This is a genomic window from Gemmatimonadota bacterium, assembly GCA_016714015.1.
GTDB lineage: Bacteria > Gemmatimonadota > Gemmatimonadetes > Gemmatimonadales > Gemmatimonadaceae > Pseudogemmatithrix.
Map to the genome: position 1 here is coordinate 586,084 of JADJNZ010000001.1, position 18,393 is coordinate 604,476.

The following is an 18,393-nucleotide window of genomic DNA, read 5'->3' on the forward strand; positions in this document are numbered from 1 at the left end:
TACGCTGTCGCGCGACGGTCCGTTGAGCGCGCCAACAGGGGGACCGACGCACGACGGCCCCCGCCCGCGTGGGCGGAGGCCGTCGGCGCGCGCGGCGGTCTCAGGGCTTCTTCTTCGCCGCGTCGCGGAACGTCATCCGCTCCTTGTCCCACTCGAACCGGAGCTCGGCGCCGCGCTCCATGCCGGCGATCGCCGCCTGCGACGAGTCGATCGGCACCTCGAGCGAGACCATGCGATCGAGCACCACGCTGTCGCGGATGGCGATGTCGAGCGCGTACCAGCGATAGAGCGTCTTCATCGCGTCGCGCACCGAGACCTCCTTCACGACGAGCTTGCCGTCGAGCCAGCTGAACGCCGTCGCGGCCTCGTCGGCGGTCGCGTCGCGCAGCGTCGAGTCGCGGCCGATGACGATCGTCTCGCCCGCCTTCAGCGCCCGCTCGGTCTTGCCGATCTTCACGCCCACGCCGTCCGAGCGCGCCTGCACGAGGGCGAACGGCTCGTCGGCGAAGTCGCGCACCGCGAGCTCACCGGCCGCCGCCGTCACCGCCGCGCCACCGGCGCGCATCTCGAACGGGAGCGTGCTCCCCTTCCCGATCGTCACCGCCGCGGTGCCGGTGACGAGCGCCGTCCGGTGCTCGCGTCCGAAGTTCGCCACGCGGATCAGCCGGCTGTCGGCGCCGAGGCGCACGACGCTGCTGTCGGCGAGGGCGAAGGTGCCGAGCTGGCCGGGGCGCGAGTTCACGGTCGGCGCGTTGCTCGCCTGGAGCAGCGAGGTGACGAGCGACGCCTGCGACGACTGCATCACCGAGCCATACGCGAAGTAGAGCGCGACCGCGCCGACGACGGCGAGGGCGGCCGGCACCTTCCAGTTGCGGGGCTTGGCGACCCCGGCGATGTGGCCGGCGGCCTCGTGCGCGAGATGCGCGCGGCGCTCCTTCGCGGCGGTCGCCGGGTCCACCACCGGCTGGTGGAGGGCCGTGGCGATCTCGGCCCAGAGCTGGTCGGCGGTGGGGGCCGCATGGCTCTCGAGCGGCTTCACGCCCTCGGTCTTCTCGAAGCGGTGCACGGCCGCGAGCCGCGACCGGATCGCGCGCGCCCGGTTGCGCAGCTCCTCATTGATGAAGCCCTCGATCTCGCCGCTGCTCTTGAACGCGGCGCGCTCGTCCCAGACGGCGCGGACGACGCCGGCCACGAGGCGCGGCGCCGCGGCCTTCTCGTCGGTGAGGCGTTCATGCGCGCGCTCGACGAGCACGTCGAAGTGCGAACGGAAGATCCGCTCGAGTGCGGACTCATCGCCCTTGTTGAGGGCGGCGATGGTCTCGGCATCGATCGCAGCGAAAGGGGTGGGCATCCACGGCTCCTGGCGACAAGGGGGAAAGAGCGGGCCGACGGGGATTTGCGCCCCTCGACTCCGCATACGATAGGGCGGGTCGGGGTTTCCCGCATCCATCCACCCCCCGACGGGGTGTCAGGGAACCTCCTCCGCGGCCTACCCGGAGCCCGGTCCCCCGGCTACATTTCCCGGTTCGCGCGAGTAGCTCAGCTGGATAGAGCGCTGCCCTCCGGAGGCAGAGGTCGTGGGTTCGAATCCCGCCTTGCGCATGCTCCCGTTCCTCACCCGGGCCAGCCCCCGACTCCCCTCCCGCGCCCCCTGTCGCGCGGGCCGGCGGCCCTGAGCACCTCCCCCTCCCTCGCGTGGACCTCGTCTCCCTCCGCCGTCAGTCCGCGGCCGAGCTGCACCGACTGGCCGACGAACTCGGCGTCACCGCCCACGCCGAGCTGCGTGGGCCGGAACTGCTCGTGCCCATCGAGCTGGCCCTGCTCGCGCGGGGCGACACCCTCGTCGCCGAGGGGACGCTCGAGCTGGTGCCCGAGGGCCACGGCTTCCTGCGCAGCCCCGACCACTCGTACCTCGCTGGGAGCGACGACATCTACGTCTCGCAGACGCAGGTGCGGCGCTACGGCGTGAAGACCGGCGACACCATCCGCGGCCCCGTCCGCCCGGCGAAGCACTGGGAGAAGTTCCTCGCGCTGCTGGAACTGGAGTCGGTGAACGGCCAGCCGCCGGAGGCGATCAAGGGGCGCGTGACGTTCGACGCGCTGCGGCCGCGCTATCCCGACCAGCGCATCCGCCTCGAGTCCAAGAGCGGCGGACTCTCCATGCGCCTCGCCGACCTCATCGCCCCGCTCGGCAAGGGACAGCGCGGGCTCATCGTCGCGCCGCCGCGCGCGGGCAAGACGATCCTCCTCCAGCGGATGGCGAACGCGATCGCCGAGAACCACCCGGAGATCAAGCTCATCGTGCTGCTCATCGACGAGCGCCCCGAGGAGGTCACCGACTTCATGGCGAGCTGCCCCACCGCCGAGGTGATCGCGTCGACGTTCGACGAGCACGCCAAGCGGCATGTGCAGGTGGCCGACATGGTGATCGAGAAGGCGAAGCGGCTCGTGGAATCGAAGCAGGACGTGGTGATCCTCCTCGACTCGATCACGCGCCTCGCGCGCGCGCACAACACGATGACGCCCATGTCCGGCAAGATCCTCTCGGGCGGCGTGGACGCGAAGGCCCTCGAGAAGCCCAAGCGCTTCTTCGGCGCGGCGCGGCGCATCGACGGCGGCGGCTCGCTCACCATCGTCGCCACCGCGCTCGTGAGCACCGGCTCGCGCATGGACGAGGTGATCTTCGAGGAGTTCAAGGGCACCGGCAACATGGAGATCGTGCTCGACCGCGACATCGCGAACCGCCGCATCTACCCGGCCTTCGAGATCGGCAAGTCGGGGACGCGCAAGGAGGAACTCCTCCTGACGGAGAAGGAGCGGAACCGCATCTTCCTCCTGCGCCACTTCGTGGGCGACATGGCCCCCGACGAGGCGACGAACTTCGTGATCCGCCGGTTGCAACAGACGGCGACCAACGAGGAGTTCTTCCAGCGGATGGCGGAGGGCGCGTGATGGCGAGCGGCGCGGCGACGCGGCAGCGGCGATGGATGGCGGTCGACCTGGGCGACCGTCGCGTGGGGATCGCGGTGAGCGATTCCCTCGGCATGATCGCGTCGCCCGCGGGCCATGTCGAACGCCGCGCCGGCAAGCGTCCGCCGCTCACCGCCCTCCTCGCCCGCGCCACCGAACTCGGCGCCGAGGGCTTCGTCATCGGGTTGCCGCTCGACGAGCAGGGCGAGGACACGCCCCGCGCCGCCGAGGCGCGACGCCTCGGCGTGGAGCTCGGCGCGCGCACCGGGCACCCGGTGGAGATGGTGGACGAGCGCTTCAGCACCGCGGCGGCGCTCCGCGCCATCAAGGAGATGGAAGGCTCCACGCGGGGACGGAAGGGTGACGTCGATGCGCTCGCCGCGGCGATCCTCCTGCGCACCGCCCTCGAGATGATGGATTCGCGTGATGGCTAAGCTCCGGGTGAATCGGGTGCTCATCGGCTCGGCGGTCATCGTCGTGCTGCTGTTGCCGTTCGTGCCGTTGCTGCTCGACCTCATGGGCAACCGCGACCAGACGCGCGTGACGCTCACCATCCGCCAGGGCTCGCCCTTCCGCGAGGCGGCGGACTCGCTCGCGGCGCACGGCATCGTCGACCATCCGCGCGCGTTCGGGTTCTACGCCTCCAAGCGGGGGCTCGACCGCTCCATCCGCTACGGCACCTATCTCATCCGGCGCGGCTCGAGCTGGAACGAGGTGCTCCTCGCCCTGCGCGAGGGCAAGGGCATCATGAACCGCGTGACCATCCCCGAAGGGTGGCCGCTCTGGGACATCATCCCCGCCATCGCGAAGGGGCTCGAGATCCCCGCGGAGTCGCTCGAGGTCGCGGTGCGCGACACGCTGTTGCTGCAGCGCGTGGAGGCGCCGCTCGGGACCGAGACGCTCGAGGGCTATCTCTTCCCCGACACCTACGACTTCCCCGGCGGGACGACGGCGCACCAGGCGGTGGAGCTGATGGTGAACCGCTTCCTGCAGGTGTGGAAGCCGGACTGGAACGCGCGGCTCGCCGAGCTGAAGATGTCACGGCACCAGCTCCTCACGCTCGCGTCGATCGTGGAGAAGGAGGTCCGCCGCGGCGAGGAGCGTCCGCTCGTGGCGGCGGTCTACTCCAACCGCCTGCGCATCCGCATGCCGCTGCAGGCGGACCCCACGGTGCAGTACGCGCAGAAGAAGCGCCCGGGGCGCGTGCTCTACCGCGACCTCAAGGTGGAGTCGCCGTACAACACCTATCGCCGCGTGGGACTGCCGCCGGGCCCCATCGCGTCACCCGGCGCGTCGAGCATCGAGGCGTCGCTCTTCCCGGCGAACGTGCCGTACAAGTTCTTCGTCGCGCGCCCCGACGGGCGGCACGAGTTCCGTACGACCTACCGCGAGCATCTCGCGGCGATCGCGATGGTGCGCTCCATGCCCCGCCCCGACTCGGCCGAGCGCGCGCGACGGGCGCAGGCGGATGTGGACTCGGCGTTGCGGGTGCTCGGCTTGCCGCGTTCGGCGTACGACTCGCTCGCGCAGGTGCGGCCGCCCTCGCCCGAGTAGCGCCCGCAGGCGCCCCCAAGCGGTACGGCAACGGCGTTCACCACAGAGGGCACAGAGGGCACAGAGAACGGCGGAGCACTGCCTTTTCTCTTGAAAAGCACCTCTCCGCAGTTCTCTGTGTGCTCTGTGCCCTCTGTGGTGATCGGTTGCCGTTCCCTGCTGGATCCCGGCCAGGAGCGCGACGCCGTCACCGGCGTGCCATCGTCTCCAGGGCCCTCGTGCCGCGTCAGTCGGCGAGCAGATCCGCGCGGAGCAGCACCGCGTCGCGCAGGTAGACGTGCCGGATCTCGCTCCGCAGCCGCCGCGTCTCGGCGTGGATCATCACGCGGATGCAGCGCGGCAGCGCCCCGGTCACCGGCAGCTCCTGCGCGCAGAGCAGCGGGATGTCGTTCCACCCGAAGAGCCGCGCCGCATGCGCCGGGAACTCGCTCACCAGGTCGTGCGTCGCGGTGAAGACCGCCGAGACGACGTCGGCGGGGACGATGTCGTTGTCGTTGAGGATCGCCTCGAGCAGCTCGGTGACCGCCTCGCGGATGAGCTCGGGCTCGTCGGCGGTGACGGTGGTCGCGCCACGGACGGCGCGGACGGAGCGGAGGCGGAGGGGAGCTGACACGAACACAATAGTGTCGCGCGTTCCCGCCGATGTCCATGCGAAGGAGCGAGGAGCGAGGGGAAGGGAAAGGAAGAAGAGAAAGGGGGGGGGAGCGGTGAGGGAGAGGGGAAAGGGGGAGGGCGCTTCCCCTGCTCGCTTCCCCTTCGGCTTCCCGCTTCCCCTTGGTCCTTTCTCTTTCCCTCGCTCCTCGCTCCTTCGCTCCGCCGCCTAGATTCAAGGGATGAGGAATACGGGTATCATCTCGTTGCGCGGTGCGCGACGCTGGGCTCAGGGCCATCCCTGGGTCTTCCGCTCCGACGTCGTCGGCACGCCTGACGCTGCGCCGGGGGCGATCAGCGTCACCGACCAGCAGGGGCGCCCGGTGGGGACGGCACTCTGGAGTCCCGGCTCGGAGATCTCGTTGCGCTTCGTGTCGCGGCAGCTCGGCACGCGGCTCGACCTCGCCTGGTGGCGCGAGCGGATCGGCGCGGCGATCGCGCGGCGCGGCGGGCTGCTCGACGGCGAGACCAATGCGTGCCGCTACGTGCATGGCGAAGGCGATGGCCTCCCCTCGCTCGTCGTGGATCGCTTCGACCGCTGGCTCGTCGTCCAGCTCCTCTCGGCGGGGCTCGAGGCGTATCGCGCCGAGATCGTCGAGGCGCTGGTGCAGCTCGTGCAGCCGGAGGGGATCCTCGCGCGCAACGACGCGAGCGTCCGCGGCCGCGAGGGGCTGGGGCGCGACGTGGAGCTGCTGCACGGCACCGTCCCCGACACGATCGAGGTGCGGGAGCACGGGGTGAAGTACCTCGCGGCGCCGCGGACGGGGCAGAAGACGGGGGCCTTCCTCGACCAGCGCGAGGCGCGGGTGCTCGCGGCGAGCGTCGCGCGGGGCCGCGCGCTCGATGTCTTCAGCTACCACGGCTCGTTCGCCCTGCATCTCGCGCGGCGCGCGGAGACGGTGACCGCGGTGGACGCCTCCGGCGCGGCGATCGCGCGCGCGGCGGAGAACGCGGCGCTCAACGGCCTCACCAACATCACCGGTGTGGAGGCGGACGCGTTCGACTTCCTGCGCGCCGAGGAGGGGCGCGGGGCGCGGTACGAGACGATCGTGCTCGACCCGCCGGCCTTCGCGAAGAACCGCGGGTCGATCGACGGCGCCCTGCGCGGCTACAAGGACATCAACCTGCGCGCGATGCGCCTCCTCGCGCCGGGCGGGATGCTCTACACGGCGAGCTGCTCGTATCACGTCGGGAAGGCGCAGTTCCTCGCGATGCTCGGCGAGGCGGCGGCTGACAGCGGGCGGCGCATGATCCTGAGGCAGATCACGGGGCAGCCGGTGGATCATCCGGAGGTGGTCACCATTCCGGAGACGGGATATCTGAAGGGGGCGCTGCTCGAAGCTGGGGAGTGAAGGAGCGAGGAGCGAGGGGAAGAGGAAATCGAGAGAGGGAAAGGGAGAGGGGCGAGCGGCCAAGTGCGAGAGGGAGGGCCCTTCACCTCAGCGCTTGGACTTGGCCCCTTTCCTTCGCCCCTTCCCCTTCCCCTCGCTCCTCGCTCCTTCGCGCTGACACGTCGGGCACAGGTAGGTCCCCCGCCCCGATTGCGTGATGCGAATGATCGGCGCGCCGCACCGCATGCACGGCTCGCCGTCCCGATCGTAGACCTTGAACGGGATGGGGCGCGTGCCCTGGTGGTACCGGCCCGCGTTCACGTGACCGTCCGCGAGCGCGCCGCGGATCGCGACGAGGAGGCGCTTCACCTGCGCGAGGGAGAGGGCCTGCGCGGGGGTGGCGGGATCGAGCTTCGCTCGCCAGCAGGCTTCCTGCGCGTAGATGTTGCCGATGCCGGCCAGCAGGCGCTGATCGAGCAGGAGCGGCTTGATGGGGCCGCGCTTCGCCGAGAATCGCGCGTGGAGCCATTCCGCCGTCACCGCCGGGTCCTCGGGCTCGGGACCGAGGTCGAGGGCAGGAGGCTTGCCGGGCGCGTGATAGGTGATGGTGGCGAGCGCGCGCGGATCGGTGAGCGACGCGCGCCGGTCGGCGCCGCGGGTGGCCGACAGGTCGAAGGAGACGCGCGCGTGTTTCGGCAGCGCAGTGGCGGCCGCCGAGACGACCCAGTCCCCATCGAGCCGGAAATGCACGAGCAGCGTCGCCCCGTCGTCGAGATGGAGGAGCTGATGCTTCCCGCGCCGCGTGACGTCGGCGACGGCGCGCCCCACGCAGCGGCGCACGACGGCCGGCGTGAGCGTGCGCGCCTGCGCGCGGTGATGCGCGCGCAGCGCCGTGATGCGGCGACCGCGGATGACGCGCCGGAGCTGGCGGACGGCGAACTCGACCTCGGGTAGTTCGGGCATGAACGGAATAGTGCTGCACGAAGGAGCGAGGAGCGAGGGAAAGGGAAAGGCTCGAGGGAAAGGGAGAAGGCGAAGTGGAAGCAGGAGGGAAGAGGACCCTCTCGCTCTCCCCTTCCTCTCTCCCCTCCCCCTTCCCCTCTGCATCCTCGCTCCTTCCCCTCGCTCCTCGCTCCTTCGTACCGTTACCTTGCAACGTCCCCCACCCTCCCCCATGGCCAGTCGCCAATCGGCCCGCTCGCTCCGCCAGGAGTACCAGCAGTACCTGGAGCGCGAGGTCGAGGACTACAAGATCTCGGTCCCGACGGCGGTGCTGCACGGCATCGCGACGGAAGCGGCGCGCGCACTGGACGAGGGGGCGCAGATCGGGATGCGCGAGGTGATGCTCGCCGACGAGGTGGACCGGATCATCGTGGCGCGGTTGCGCATCCCCTCGTACGACACCTGGCGCCGGCGGCGCGAGAAGAACGCGAACGAGCTGCGGCGGCCCGAGCACTGGGGCCTGCGGCACGACACGCCGCTCACGCAGGCCATCCCGCGCATCGCGGGGACCTCGCCTTCCGTCGTGGTGGCCGGCGCGCGCGTGGAAGGGTCGGCGCTCTACCTCGCCGCCAACGGCTGCGAGGTGACGGCGATCGAGCCCGAGCAGGCGGTGGTCAATCGCGTGCTGCGCGCGGCGCAGGATGCGGGGCTCACCGAGAAGGTGCGCGGCTTCGTCGCGGACCTGGTGAGCTTCAGTCCCGATGGACCGATCGCCGCGGTGATCTGCACCCCCGCGGCCTTCGCCGGCCTCTCGGTGTTCGAGCGCGAGCAGGTCTTCCAGCTGCTGCAGCACTCGACGACCGACGGCGGCGTGCACCTCATCGAGACGCTCATCGCCGGCCAGCAGGTGCTCACCGAGGAGGAACTGCGGAAGCGGTACGACGGCTGGGAGATCTCCATGGTGCCCGAACCGGGGGCCTCGCGGACCTTCATGGCGAAGAAGCCGCTCATGTGAGGCGCGATGTGAGTCGCGATGTGACGCGGCCGGTCTTGTATTGGAATGACACACCGGAAGCGTTCCGGCTCGTGTCAGAGTGCGACGACAGGGTCATCCGCGCCGGACGCGGGTGACCCTAACCCGTTGTGGGATATGATGGTTACGCCGCGAGGAAACTGGCACCCAACGTGCGACGTCCTACTGGCATAGGGAGCGCCTTTCGCGCCCCCACCTATTAGGTAGTCGGACGGAGGAGTCCATGGATCGGATCGCGCAGGCTCAGGTGGAACAGGAGCCGATCGGCATCGTCATCTCGAGCGGCAACCGCACCGAGGCGCAGCCGCGCTTCTGGGCGTATGAGTGGTGGCCGGGGCCGGAGGAAGCGCCGGAAGTCGTGCTTGCGGGGGCGAATCGGGCAGCGTGATGGGGCGATGAAGGCTGAAGGATGAAAGGGGGGCGCCCGTACGGGCGCCCCTTTTTTCGTGCGCGCGATCGCTTTCAACCTTCCTCCTTCGACCTTCATCCCGATAACAACAAAGGGACCGGCGCAGAGCGCCGATCCCTTTGTTGTGTGGAGCAACAGCTTACTTCTTCTTCGCGGCCTTCTTCTTGGTGGCCTTCTTCGCAGTCTTCTTCTTGGCAGCCATGGTACTATCTCCTGGAAAGGAGGGGTTCGTCCCTGCCGATCCCCCGGTGGATCGGTGGGTCATGCGACGATCGAACGACCGCCGCATCTTGGACCGCCGCGTACCGAATGGAGCATCGCGGCGGGTGGATCAGACAGCCTCGGAGAGGCTGGTGAAGTTGAAATCTCGGACCTTGATCGCCGGCATCACCACCGCTCCACCGGCTTCCGTCCCTGCGAGCCGCTCTGCCGTACCGAGCATCTCGAGGTTGTTGAGCATGAACAGCGGCGACTCGTTGAACCGCAGATTGCGAATCGGACGCGAAATTCTTCCCTCTTCAATAAGGAAAGTTCCGTCCCGCGTCAAGCCCGTATAAAGAATGGTGCGTGGATCGACTTCGCGCAAATACCACAAACGGGTGACCAGGATGCCCCGCTGCGTGCTCCGGATCATCTCGTCCATCGACGCCGATCCGCCCTGCATCTTCAGCGACGTCGTGCCGCCCGTCGGCACCTTCCCCTGCTTCTTCGCCCAGAAGCGCGAGTACTGCAGCTGCTTCAACGCGCCGTTCTCGAGCCATACCTGCCGCGCGATCGGGAGTCCTTCGCCGTCGAACGGCTGCGTGAGCAGCTGCGCATCGGACGGATCCGAGTAGAGCGTCACCCGTTCATCGACGATCTTCTCCCCGACCTTGTTACCACCGCCCTGCTTCGCGAAGGGCGATCGCCCCTCGTCGGCGAGGCGCGCATCCGCATAGCCGGCGACGAGCTGCACGAGGTCGCCCACCGCCTGCGGCTCGAGGATCACGGTGTAGCGCCCCGGCTCGATCGCCTGCGGATTGCGCGACGTGCGCGCCTTGTCGATCGCGCGCAGCGAGACCTTCTCGAAGTCGATCTGCTTCCAATCCGGATGATCGGCGCCGGCCCACCCCGAGCCCGTCCCGTCCGTCGTGCGCACGGTGAGCGTGTAGTTCACGCTCGTGCTCGGGTGGTACGCGAACATCCCCTTGTTGTTGCCGAGCGCGTTGCAGCCGGCGCCGACGACGAGATAGCCCGCCGCCTTGATGTCCCCCGCCTTCCGCGCCGGCGCCAGTGCCGTGAGCGCCGCCTGCGCCCGCTCGGCGGCCTGGATGTTCGCCGTCGTGTCGATGTAGCCCTTCACGTCCACGTAGCGCTGCGGCTCCAGCTCCGGCATCGCCTCCGGATCGTCCGGCGCGAGGCGCGCGAGCCGCTCCGACTGCTCCACGCAGCGGCGCAGCGAGGCCTCGGAGAGGTCGTTCGTGGTCACCACCGCGTGCTTGGGCCCGAACGAGCTCTGCACCGCGATGCCCGCATCCACCACCGACCCGGCGGTGCTCATCTGGTTGTCGGCGAAGCGGACGTTGCTCGTCCACCCCGTCCCGACCGAGACGTTGATCGAGTCGGCCTTGGACATCTTCACGACCTGCTCGACGATCGCCTGCGCCTCGGCGCGCGAGAGGAGCGCGCCAGCCGGCACGGCGTCCCGAAGGCTCTTGGGGGCGGTGCTCACTGGGTCCTCCCGGTGTTGATCACGTTGACCTGACGGAAGCGGGCCGGCGGCGCGCCGTGGCTCACCGCGTTGCTCTGGCTCGGCTGACCCTTGCCGTCGAAGAACGACCCGCCGAGCTCGTAGCTCGCGCGGCCGCCGATCGCGTCCATCGAGTTCCAGAAGTCGGGCGTGCGGATCTGGTAGGCGACGTCCTTGAGCATCCCGCCGAGCTTGCCGCCCTTGATCTCGTAGTACGTCTGCCCGCCGAACTGGGCGTTGTAGCGCTGCTGGTCGATCGAGAACGAGCCGTCGCCCACGATCGCGATGCCGTTGTCCACGCCGGCGATCAGGTCGTTCCAGCTCGTATTGTCGGCCGCCGGGAGCAGCGAGACGTTGGGCATGCGCTGGAAGGCGACGCTCCCCCAGCTGTCCGCGTACGAGCAGCCGTGCGAGCGCATTTGCTGGCCCTGCCTCGCGTACCAGCTCGAGAGCCACGGCGCCTGCTCGCGCGTGGTCTGGTAGTCGTTGAAGATCCCGTTCTTGACGATGAGGAACTCGTCGGGCTTCACGCCGTCGTCGTCGTAGCCGATGGTCGCGAGCGCGCCCTCCTGCGAACGGTCCCCCTGGATGTTCATGAGCGGCTTGCCGTACTGGAGCTTGCCGAGCTTCTCCTCGGGCGGCGCGATGAAGCTCGTGCCGGCGTAGTTGGCCTCGTAGCCCATCGCACGGTCGAGCTCGGTCGGATGCCCGATCGACTCGTGGATGGTGAGCCAGAGGTTGGACGGCGCGAGGACGAGGTCGTACTTCCCCACCTCCACCGGCTTGGCCTTGAGCTTCTCGGCGGCCTCCTCGCCCCACTTGCGGGCGCGGCCGGCGAGGTCGGCCTGCAGCACGTACTCGAAGCCGCGTCCCATCGGCGCGACCTCGTTGGCGGCGCGCGACTGGAAGTCGGAGAAGTCCGGCGCCACCGCGGTGGCGGTGAAGAGCGGCCAGCTGCGGATGAGCGTCTGGTCGATGACCGAGCCCTCGGTGCTCGCGAACTGCCGCTCCTGCTTCACGAAGAAGAGGACCGAGTTCACGAACTTCACGCCGGGGACCTTCATCGCCTCGGCGTTGGCCTTGAGCAGGAGGTCCACCTTCTGCTCGAGCGGCACCTCGAACGGGTCGGTCGTGTAGGGCGACTTCCAGGTGGCGTTGGGATAGGCCGGCGTGGGCGCGAGCGTGACCGCGCGGTCGCGGGCGACGCGGTTGGCCTTGGCGATGGCGACCGCCTCGCGGGCCGCGCTGGTCACGCCGTCGCGCGTGAGGGTGCGCGTGGCGGCGAAGCCCCAGCAGCCGTCCACGAGGGCACGGACGCCGGCGCCGAGGGTGTCGGTGTCGACGACGTTGATGATCTGCTGCTCGCGCGTGACGACGAAGTTCTGCTGGAAGCGCGCGATGCGGCAATCGGCGTAACTGGCGCCGGCCATCTTGGCCGCGTTGATCGCGTCGAGGAGGAGCTCCTTGGACGCGCCGCTGCGGAAGCGGTCGAGGTGTTCGTGGGCCGGTGCCGCGTGGGCCCGGGCGGGACGGGAGGCGATGGCCAGACCCACGGCCGCCGCTCCCGTCGCCTTGAGGAAGTCCCTGCGATCGGTCATCAGATGGCGTCGCTCGTGCTGGTGAAGTTGAAGTCGCGGCACTTGAGCGGCGGCACGATGATCGCCTGCCCCGGTCCGCCCGACTCCGACGCGCTCACGCGCTCGGGCCGGCCCATGTCCATGAGGTTGTTCAGCATGAAGATGGGGGATTCGTTGTACCGCAGGTTCTTGACCGGACGCGTGACCTTGCCGTTCTCGATGAGGAACGTCCCGTCGCGCGTGAGCCCGGTGAACAGGATCGTGCGCGGGTCCACCCCACGGATGTACCAGAAGCGCGTCACGAGGATCCCGCGCTCGGTCCCGGCGACGAGTTCCTCGATCGACTTCGTCCCGCCCTGCATCGCGAGCGTGCCGCCGGCGTTCACCGGCGCCTTGCCCGTCTTCTGCGCCCAGAACCGGTCGTACGCGAGGTTCTTCACCACGCCGTTCTCGATCCAGGTCACCTTCTGCGTCGGCATCCCGTCGCCGCCGAAGGTGTTGGCCGGCACGCGCGGGTCGAGCGGGTCGGAGACGAGGGTCACGCGCTCGTCTACGACCTTCTCGCCGATCTTGTTTCCGCCGCCGGCCTTGGAGAAGAAGCTCCGCCCCTCGTCGGCGCCGCGCGCGTTCACCGCGCCGGAGATGAGCTGCACGAGGTTCGCGACCGCGGTCGGCTCGAGCACCACCGTGTACCGCCCCGGCTCGATCGCCACCGGGTTCACCGACCGCCGCGCCTTCTCGATCGCCCGCTCGGCGAGGAGCCGCGGATCGATGCGCCGCCAATCGTTGTCCGACGCACCGGCCCAGCCGGAGCCGGTGCCGTCGGGCGTGCGCACGGTGGTGGTGAAGGCCGTGGAGGTGTTCCGCGAGTAGGCGAAGAGCCCCTTGCTGTTGGCGATCGCGAAGGAGTTGGCGTTCGCCTCGATGTACCCGGTGGAGATGAACCCGGCGCGACGCGCGGGCTCGGTGATCGCGCGCACCGCGTCGGCGCGCGCCTCGGGCTCGAGCGACGCGGTCGCATCGCTCCAGTTGATCGCCTCCTGGTACTGCTGCGGCCCCAGCTCCGGCAGGAGCTCCGGGTCCTCGGGCGCGAGCCGCGCGATCCGCTCGGCGTTCTGCACCGCCGCGCGCAGCGACGCGTCGTCGAGCCGGTTCACGGTGACGTTCGCCACCCGCTTGCCGATCACCGCGCGGATGGTGACCGCGGCGTTGTAGTCGTCGCCGGCGGTGGAGATCTGGTTCACCGCGAAGCGGGTGTTCTGGCGCATCCCGCTGTTCACGGTGACGCGGCACTCGTCGGCGGTGGAGTAGCCGAGGACCTTCTTGGTGATGGCCTCGCACTCGGCGCGCGAGAGGTGCGGGGCGATGGCGTAGAGCGACCGGGCGGGCATCAGGCGGTCCTCCCGGTGTTGATCACGTTGATCTGCTTGTGTCGCGTGGGCGGACAGCCGTGACTGACCGCATTGGACTGCGCGGGCTGGCCCTTGCCGTCGCCGAACGCCCCGCCGAGCTCGTAGCTGCGCTTGCCGCCGATCATGTCGAGCGCGTTCCAGAACTCCGGCGTGCGGATCTGGTAGGCGACGTCCTTGAGCATGCCGGTGATCTTGCCGCCCTTCACCTCGTAGAAGAGCTGGCCGCCGAACTGCGCGTTGTAGCGCTGCTGGTCGATGGAGAACGAGCCGTCGCCGACGATGGCGATGCCGTTGTCTGTCGCGGCGATGAGGTCCTCCCAGACGAGGTCGCGCTCGCCGGGCATGAGGTTCACGTTGGGCATGCGCTGGAACTGGACGTCGGCCCAGGTCTGCGCGTAGGAGCAGCCGTGGCTGCGCGTGGGCTTCCCGTTCTGCTTGTACCACCAGTCGAGCCACATCGCCTGCTCGCGCGTGGTCTGGTAGTCCACGAACATGCCGTCCTTCACGATGTGGAAGTCCTCGGGGGCGACGCCCTCGTCGTCCCAGCCGCAGGCGGAGAGCGAACCCGGCGCCGAGCGGTCGGCGAGGACGTTCATGAAGCTCGGGCCCATGCGGAACTTCCCGAGCTTCTCCTCCGGCGGCGAGAGGTAGCTCGTGCCGGCGTAGTTGGCCTCGAAGCCGTAGGCGCGGTCGAGCTCGGTCGGGTGCGCGATCGCCTCGTGGATGGTGAGCCAGAGGTGCGTCGGGTGCAGGATGAGGTCGTAACGGCCCACCTCCACCGGCTTGGCGCTGAGCTTCTCCTTCGCCTCCTCCACCCAGCGCGCGGCGTGCTGCTTCATGTCGTTGTCGAGCACATGCTCGTAGCCGAGCCCCTTGGGCTGGATGTCCGTGCTCTGCCGCGTGGTGAAGTCGCGGTTGTCCGGCGACGTCATGGTGACCGTCATGCCGGGCTGGGCGCGGAAGATCGTCTGCTGCGTGACGGTGCCGAGCGTGCTCGCGAAGGTCTTCTCGTCCTTGAGGAAGAACATGTTGGAGTTCACGAAGCGCGCGCCGGCGGCCATGGCGGCGGCGTTGGCGTCGAGGAGGTAGGCGACCTTGTCCTCGATGGCGACGGTGAACGGATCGATCCTGATGGGCGATCGCCAGACGCCGTTGGGCACCGGCGGATGGTGGATGGGCGCGAGCTGGAGCGGCTTCACCATCGCGGCGCGGTTGGCCTTGGCCTGCGCGACGGCCTGCCGCGCGACGCGCACCACCTCGTCCGGGGTGAGGTTGCTCGAGGCGGCGAAGCCCCACGCGCCGCCGACGAGGACGCGGACGCCGAAGCCGAAGGTCTCGTTGTCGCCGATGTTGGTCACGCGCCGCTCGCGCGTGCCGATGTTCTGGGAGCGGGCGCTCGAGATGCGGCAATCGGCGTAGTCGGCGCCGGCGGACTTGGCGGCGTCCACCGCGCGGATGGCGAGTTCCTTGTGGGCGGGGTCGCCCTGGAAGACGGCGGGCGGCTGGGCCGCCGCGGGGCGACCGAGGGCGGCTGAAGCCAGGCCGACGGCGGCCGCCGCGGCGGCGGACTGGCCGATGAATTCTCTTCGGGAAGCGGTCACGCGGTCCTCTTCGAGGGATGAAGGCTGAAGGATGAAGGGTGAAAGGGGCCGCTCCTTCATCTCGGGCATGTTCGCTCTCGCGTCAACGCATCGCAAGCCGTAGCCGTTGCCTTTCGTCACCGGCGCCACGATCCTTGAGACACCCCCTGGCCCACGAGAGTTTCTCGGCATGCCCCGTCTGGTCATCAACGGTCACGAGTGCGACGCGCCCGCGGGCGCGACCATCCTCGATGCCGCGCGCGCCTTGGGCGTCGATGTCCCGACGCTCTGCTGGTATCCGAAGCTCCCCACCGTCGGCAACTGCCGCATCTGCCTCGTCTCCGTCGAGGGGAACGCCAAGCTCGTCCCCGCCTGCGCCACCCCTGCCGCCGACGGCATGGTCGTCCAGACCGAGTCGCAGGCCGCGGTGAAGAACCGCCAGGGCGTCCTCTCGCTCCTCCTCGAGCGCTATCCCGTCGAGACGATCCCCGAGGACCGCGCGCGCAACGAGTTCGAGGCGCTCGTCCATCGCTACGACGTCCCGCTCCGCCGCTCGGGCGAGAACCCGCTCCGCACCGGCGACGAACGGCCGACCGACCACATCATCACGCACGACATGAGCACCTGCATCCTCTGCACCCGCTGCGTGCGCGCGTGCGAGGAGATCCAGGTGGTCGGCGTCCTCGAGATGGCCCAGCGCGGCGAGCACGCCGAGATCATCGTCGGTGCCGACGGCAACCCCGAGCACGCCGGCTGCACCTGGTGCGGCGAGTGCGTGCGCGTCTGCCCCACCGGCGCCATCCACGACATCCTCCCGCTCGCCAAGCTCCGCGCCGGCACCATGGAACAGCCGGCCACCAAGGTCCGCTCGGTCTGCCCCTACTGCGCCGTCGGCTGCCAGCTCGACCTCGAGGTCCGCGACGGCCAGGTCGCGCGCGTCACCTCGCCCTGGATCGAGGAGGCGACGCCCAACGAGGGCTCCACCTGCGTGAAGGGGCGCTTCGGCACCGACTTCGTCCTGCATCGCGACCGGCTCACCACGCCGCTCATCCGCCGCGGCTGGACGCGCGACGCGGCGGGCGTCTGGTCGTACGATCCCGCGCACGCCCATGCCGCGCACCCCGACGCCGCGCGCTGGCCGCGCCGCGGCGGACCGTGGGTGGATGTCGAGGTCGAGGGCCACGCCGCGAAGGACCGCCGCCCGCGCACCAACCCGTTCCGCCGCCGCGTGGACGCCGGCGCCGAGTCCGCGCAGGTCGCCGCACTCGGCGACCCGCGCGACCGCATCGCCACGCCTCCCGAATGGTTCGCGCCCTTCCGCGAGGCGACCTGGGACGAGGCGATGGAGCTCACCGCGCAGCAGCTCGCCCGCCTCCGCGACACGCACGGTTCGCGTAGCCTCGCCACGTTCCAATCGGCCAAGTGCGCCAATGAGGAGAACTACGTCCTCCAGAAGCTCTTCCGCGCCGGCATCGGGACCAACAACGTCGACCACTGCACGCGGCTCTGCCACGCCTCGTCGGTGAGCGCGATGCAGCGCGCCATCTCCACCTCCGCCGCGTCGGGCTCCATGCGCGAGGTGGAGCACGAGAGCGACGTCATCTTCATCCTCGGCGCCAACACCACCGAGAGCCACCCGGTGTTCGGCGCGGCGATCAAGCGCGCCCTCAAGCGCGGCGCGAAGCTCATCGTCGCCGACCCGCGGCGGATCGAGGTCGCGGCGCGGGCGCACCATCACCTGCAGATCATCCCCGGCACCGACGTCGCGCTCCTCAACGGGATGCTCCATCACATCCTCGCGCAGGGGCTCGAGGACAAGGCCTTCATCGCCGCGCGCACGACGGGGTTCGAGGCGGTGCGCGAGGCGGTCGCGCACTACTCGCCCGAGGTCGCCGAGCAGATCACCGGCGTGCCGGCGGCGACCATCCGCGCGGCGGCCGAGCTCTACGCGCGCGGCCCCAGGTCGGCGACGCTCTGGGCGATGGGGCTCACGCAGCATCACACGGGCACCGACATCGTCACGTCGCTGCTCAACCTCATGCTCTGCTGCGGGATGATCGGGCGCTGGGGCGCGCCGATGATCCCCATCCGCGGGCAGAACAACGTCCAGGGTTCGAGCGACATGGGGGCGATCCCCTTCGCCTTCACCGACTACCGGCGCGTGGACGATCCCGCCGTGCGCGCCGAGTATGCGGCGGCGTGGGGGATCCCGGTGGAGCGCCTCGACCCGAAGGTGGGGCTCAAGGTCACCGAGATCGTGAAGGAGGGCTCGCCGGTGCGCGGGCTCTACATCATGGGCGAGAACCCGATCATCTCCGATCCCGACGTCGCGCACGCCGAGGAGTGGTTCCACGGGCTCGAGTTCCTCGCGGTGCAGGACCTCTTCCTCACCGAGTCCGCGCGCGCGGCGGACGTGGTGCTGCCGGGCTCGTCGTTCGCCGAGAAGGACGGGACGTTCGTGAACACCGAGCGGCGCATCCAGCTCTCGCGGAAGGCGGTGGAGCCGCCGGGCCAGGCGCGCGCCGACCTCGACATCGTCCTCGACCTCTCGCGCCGCCTCGGCGTGCCGACGCCGTATACGACGGCGGCCGAGGTGTTCGAGGAGATCGCGCGCGTCACGCCCAACTGGCGCGGCGTCTCGCATGCGCGGCTCGCCGAGCGGGTGGGCGGGCTGCAGTACCCGGTGCCCGACGCGACGCACGAGGGGACGGCGTTCCTGTTCGACGAGCGCTTCCCCACGCCGGACGGTCGCGCGCATCTCACGGCGGTGACGTATCTCCCGCCCGCCGAGCTGCCGGACGCCGCGTATCCGTTCTTCCTCAACACCGGCCGCCAGATGTACCACTGGCACACCGGGACGATGACGCGGCGCTCGACGGCGCTCGACGCGCGCGAGAGCACGGCGACGGTCGAGCTCAATCCGCTCGACGCGGCCGAGCTGGGGGTGGGCGACGGCGAGGAGGTGGCGATCACCTCGCGGCGGAACACCATTCGCATCGCGGTGCGGCTCTCCGAGCGCGTGGCGCGGAAGCAGGTGTTCATCCCCATGCACTACCGCGAGGCGGCGGCGAACCTGCTCACCAACCCCGCGCTCGACGGCCCGTCCGGCATCCCCGAGTTCAAGGTCTGCGCCGTCCGCGTGGAAGCGGTGAAGCCCGCGCTGGTTTAATTTCCGCGCACCTCGCAGGAACACCCCGAACATACG

The 18,393-nt window shown here is 69.9% G+C and carries 14 protein-coding genes and 1 tRNA gene; 8 read left to right on the forward strand and 7 right to left on the reverse strand.

Features of this window, described 5'->3' with window-relative positions:
* Positions 1-100: 100 nt before the first annotated feature.
* Positions 101-1,351, reverse strand: coding sequence for a FecR domain-containing protein (locus IPJ78_02495; GenBank protein MBK7905409.1), 1,251 nt, complete (start codon positions 1,349-1,351; stop codon positions 101-103).
* A 177-nt stretch (positions 1,352-1,528) separates the two neighbouring features.
* Here IPJ78_02495 and IPJ78_02500 point away from each other — a divergent pair.
* The 4 genes from IPJ78_02500 (at position 1,529) to mltG (ending at position 4,524) form a co-directional block, all read left to right on the forward strand.
* Positions 1,529-1,602 (forward strand) — tRNA-Arg (locus IPJ78_02500).
* Positions 1,603-1,695: 93 nt separating this feature from the next.
* Positions 1,696-2,952 carry a transcription termination factor Rho gene (gene rho / locus IPJ78_02505; protein ID MBK7905410.1) on the forward strand — a complete coding sequence of 419 codons (1,257 nt, stop codon included), beginning with the start codon at positions 1,696-1,698 and terminating at the stop codon, positions 2,950-2,952.
* Positions 2,952-3,404: a Holliday junction resolvase RuvX gene (ruvX, locus tag IPJ78_02510; GenBank protein ID MBK7905411.1), complete on the forward strand. Its 453-nt coding sequence runs from the start codon at positions 2,952-2,954 to the stop codon at positions 3,402-3,404. The genes rho and ruvX overlap by 1 nt, the downstream gene beginning before the upstream one ends.
* Positions 3,397-4,524 (forward strand): endolytic transglycosylase MltG, encoded by a 1,128-nt coding sequence (gene mltG, locus IPJ78_02515; GenBank protein MBK7905412.1) that lies wholly within the window; start codon positions 3,397-3,399, stop codon positions 4,522-4,524. The genes ruvX and mltG overlap by 8 nt, the downstream gene beginning before the upstream one ends.
* 226 nt (positions 4,525-4,750) lie before the next feature.
* On the opposite strand, the gene aroH is transcribed toward mltG, so the two are convergent.
* Positions 4,751-5,137, reverse strand: a complete 387-nt coding sequence (gene aroH / locus IPJ78_02520; protein ID MBK7905413.1) for a chorismate mutase — start codon at positions 5,135-5,137, stop codon at positions 4,751-4,753.
* Between the two features lie 220 nt (positions 5,138-5,357).
* Here aroH and IPJ78_02525 point away from each other — a divergent pair, with 220 nt between their 5' ends.
* Positions 5,358-6,527 carry a class I SAM-dependent rRNA methyltransferase gene (locus IPJ78_02525; protein MBK7905414.1) on the forward strand — a complete coding sequence of 390 codons (1,170 nt, stop codon included), beginning with the start codon at positions 5,358-5,360 and terminating at the stop codon, positions 6,525-6,527.
* Between the two features lie 87 nt (positions 6,528-6,614).
* Here IPJ78_02525 and mutM read toward each other — a convergent pair whose 3' ends face one another.
* Positions 6,615-7,469 (reverse strand): bifunctional DNA-formamidopyrimidine glycosylase/DNA-(apurinic or apyrimidinic site) lyase, encoded by an 855-nt coding sequence (gene mutM, locus IPJ78_02530; GenBank protein ID MBK7905415.1) that lies wholly within the window; start codon positions 7,467-7,469, stop codon positions 6,615-6,617.
* Positions 7,470-7,680: 211 nt separating this feature from the next.
* Here mutM and IPJ78_02535 point away from each other — a divergent pair, with 211 nt between their 5' ends.
* Entirely contained in the window at positions 7,681-8,463 is a 783-nt protein-coding gene (locus tag IPJ78_02535) for a hypothetical protein (protein ID MBK7905416.1), read from the forward strand.
* Between the two features lie 241 nt (positions 8,464-8,704).
* Entirely contained in the window at positions 8,705-8,869 is a 165-nt protein-coding gene (locus IPJ78_02540; protein ID MBK7905417.1) for a hypothetical protein, read from the forward strand.
* A 352-nt stretch (positions 8,870-9,221) separates the two neighbouring features.
* On the opposite strand, the gene IPJ78_02545 is transcribed toward IPJ78_02540, so the two are convergent.
* From IPJ78_02545 to IPJ78_02560, 4 genes are all read right to left on the reverse strand, one after another.
* Positions 9,222-10,505: a TldD/PmbA family protein gene (locus IPJ78_02545; GenBank protein MBK7905418.1), complete on the reverse strand. Its 1,284-nt coding sequence runs from the start codon at positions 10,503-10,505 to the stop codon at positions 9,222-9,224.
* Between the two features lie 92 nt (positions 10,506-10,597).
* Positions 10,598-12,217, reverse strand: a complete 1,620-nt coding sequence (locus tag IPJ78_02550; protein MBK7905419.1) for a TldD/PmbA family protein — start codon at positions 12,215-12,217, stop codon at positions 10,598-10,600.
* Complete coding sequence (locus IPJ78_02555; GenBank protein MBK7905420.1) at positions 12,217-13,587, reverse strand: TldD/PmbA family protein; 1,371 nt, start codon at positions 13,585-13,587, stop codon at positions 12,217-12,219. Before IPJ78_02555 ends, IPJ78_02550 begins: the two co-directional genes overlap by 1 nt.
* Positions 13,587-15,209: a TldD/PmbA family protein gene (locus IPJ78_02560; GenBank protein MBK7905421.1), complete on the reverse strand. Its 1,623-nt coding sequence runs from the start codon at positions 15,207-15,209 to the stop codon at positions 13,587-13,589. Before IPJ78_02560 ends, IPJ78_02555 begins: the two co-directional genes overlap by 1 nt.
* A gap of 169 nt (positions 15,210-15,378) precedes the next feature.
* Here IPJ78_02560 and fdhF point away from each other — a divergent pair, with 169 nt between their 5' ends.
* The gene (gene fdhF, locus IPJ78_02565) at positions 15,379-18,357 is read left to right on the forward strand and encodes a formate dehydrogenase subunit alpha (GenBank protein ID MBK7905422.1); all 2,979 of its coding nucleotides are present in this window, start codon (positions 15,379-15,381) and stop codon (positions 18,355-18,357) included.
* The last annotated feature ends 36 nt before the right edge of the window (positions 18,358-18,393 follow it).

Coding starts and splice junctions, on each gene's coding strand:
- IPJ78_02525 (MBK7905414.1), top strand. CDS start 5,358: ATGAGGAATACGGGTATCATCTCGTTGCGCGGTGCGCGACGCTGGGCT.
- fdhF (MBK7905422.1), top strand. CDS start 15,379: ATGCCCCGTCTGGTCATCAACGGTCACGAGTGCGACGCGCCCGCGGGC.
- IPJ78_02540 (MBK7905417.1), top strand. CDS start 8,705: ATGGATCGGATCGCGCAGGCTCAGGTGGAACAGGAGCCGATCGGCATC.
- mltG (MBK7905412.1), top strand. CDS start 3,397: ATGGCTAAGCTCCGGGTGAATCGGGTGCTCATCGGCTCGGCGGTCATC.
- IPJ78_02535 (MBK7905416.1), top strand. CDS start 7,681: ATGGCCAGTCGCCAATCGGCCCGCTCGCTCCGCCAGGAGTACCAGCAG.
- IPJ78_02555 (MBK7905420.1), bottom strand. CDS start 13,587: ATGCCCGCCCGGTCGCTCTACGCCATCGCCCCGCACCTCTCGCGCGCC.
- mutM (MBK7905415.1), bottom strand. CDS start 7,469: ATGCCCGAACTACCCGAGGTCGAGTTCGCCGTCCGCCAGCTCCGGCGC.
- IPJ78_02545 (MBK7905418.1), bottom strand. CDS start 10,505: ATGTCCAAGGCCGACTCGATCAACGTCTCGGTCGGGACGGGGTGGACG.
- ruvX (MBK7905411.1), top strand. CDS start 2,952: ATGGCGAGCGGCGCGGCGACGCGGCAGCGGCGATGGATGGCGGTCGAC.
- IPJ78_02495 (MBK7905409.1), bottom strand. CDS start 1,351: ATGCCCACCCCTTTCGCTGCGATCGATGCCGAGACCATCGCCGCCCTC.
- IPJ78_02550 (MBK7905419.1), bottom strand. CDS start 12,217: ATGACCGATCGCAGGGACTTCCTCAAGGCGACGGGAGCGGCGGCCGTG.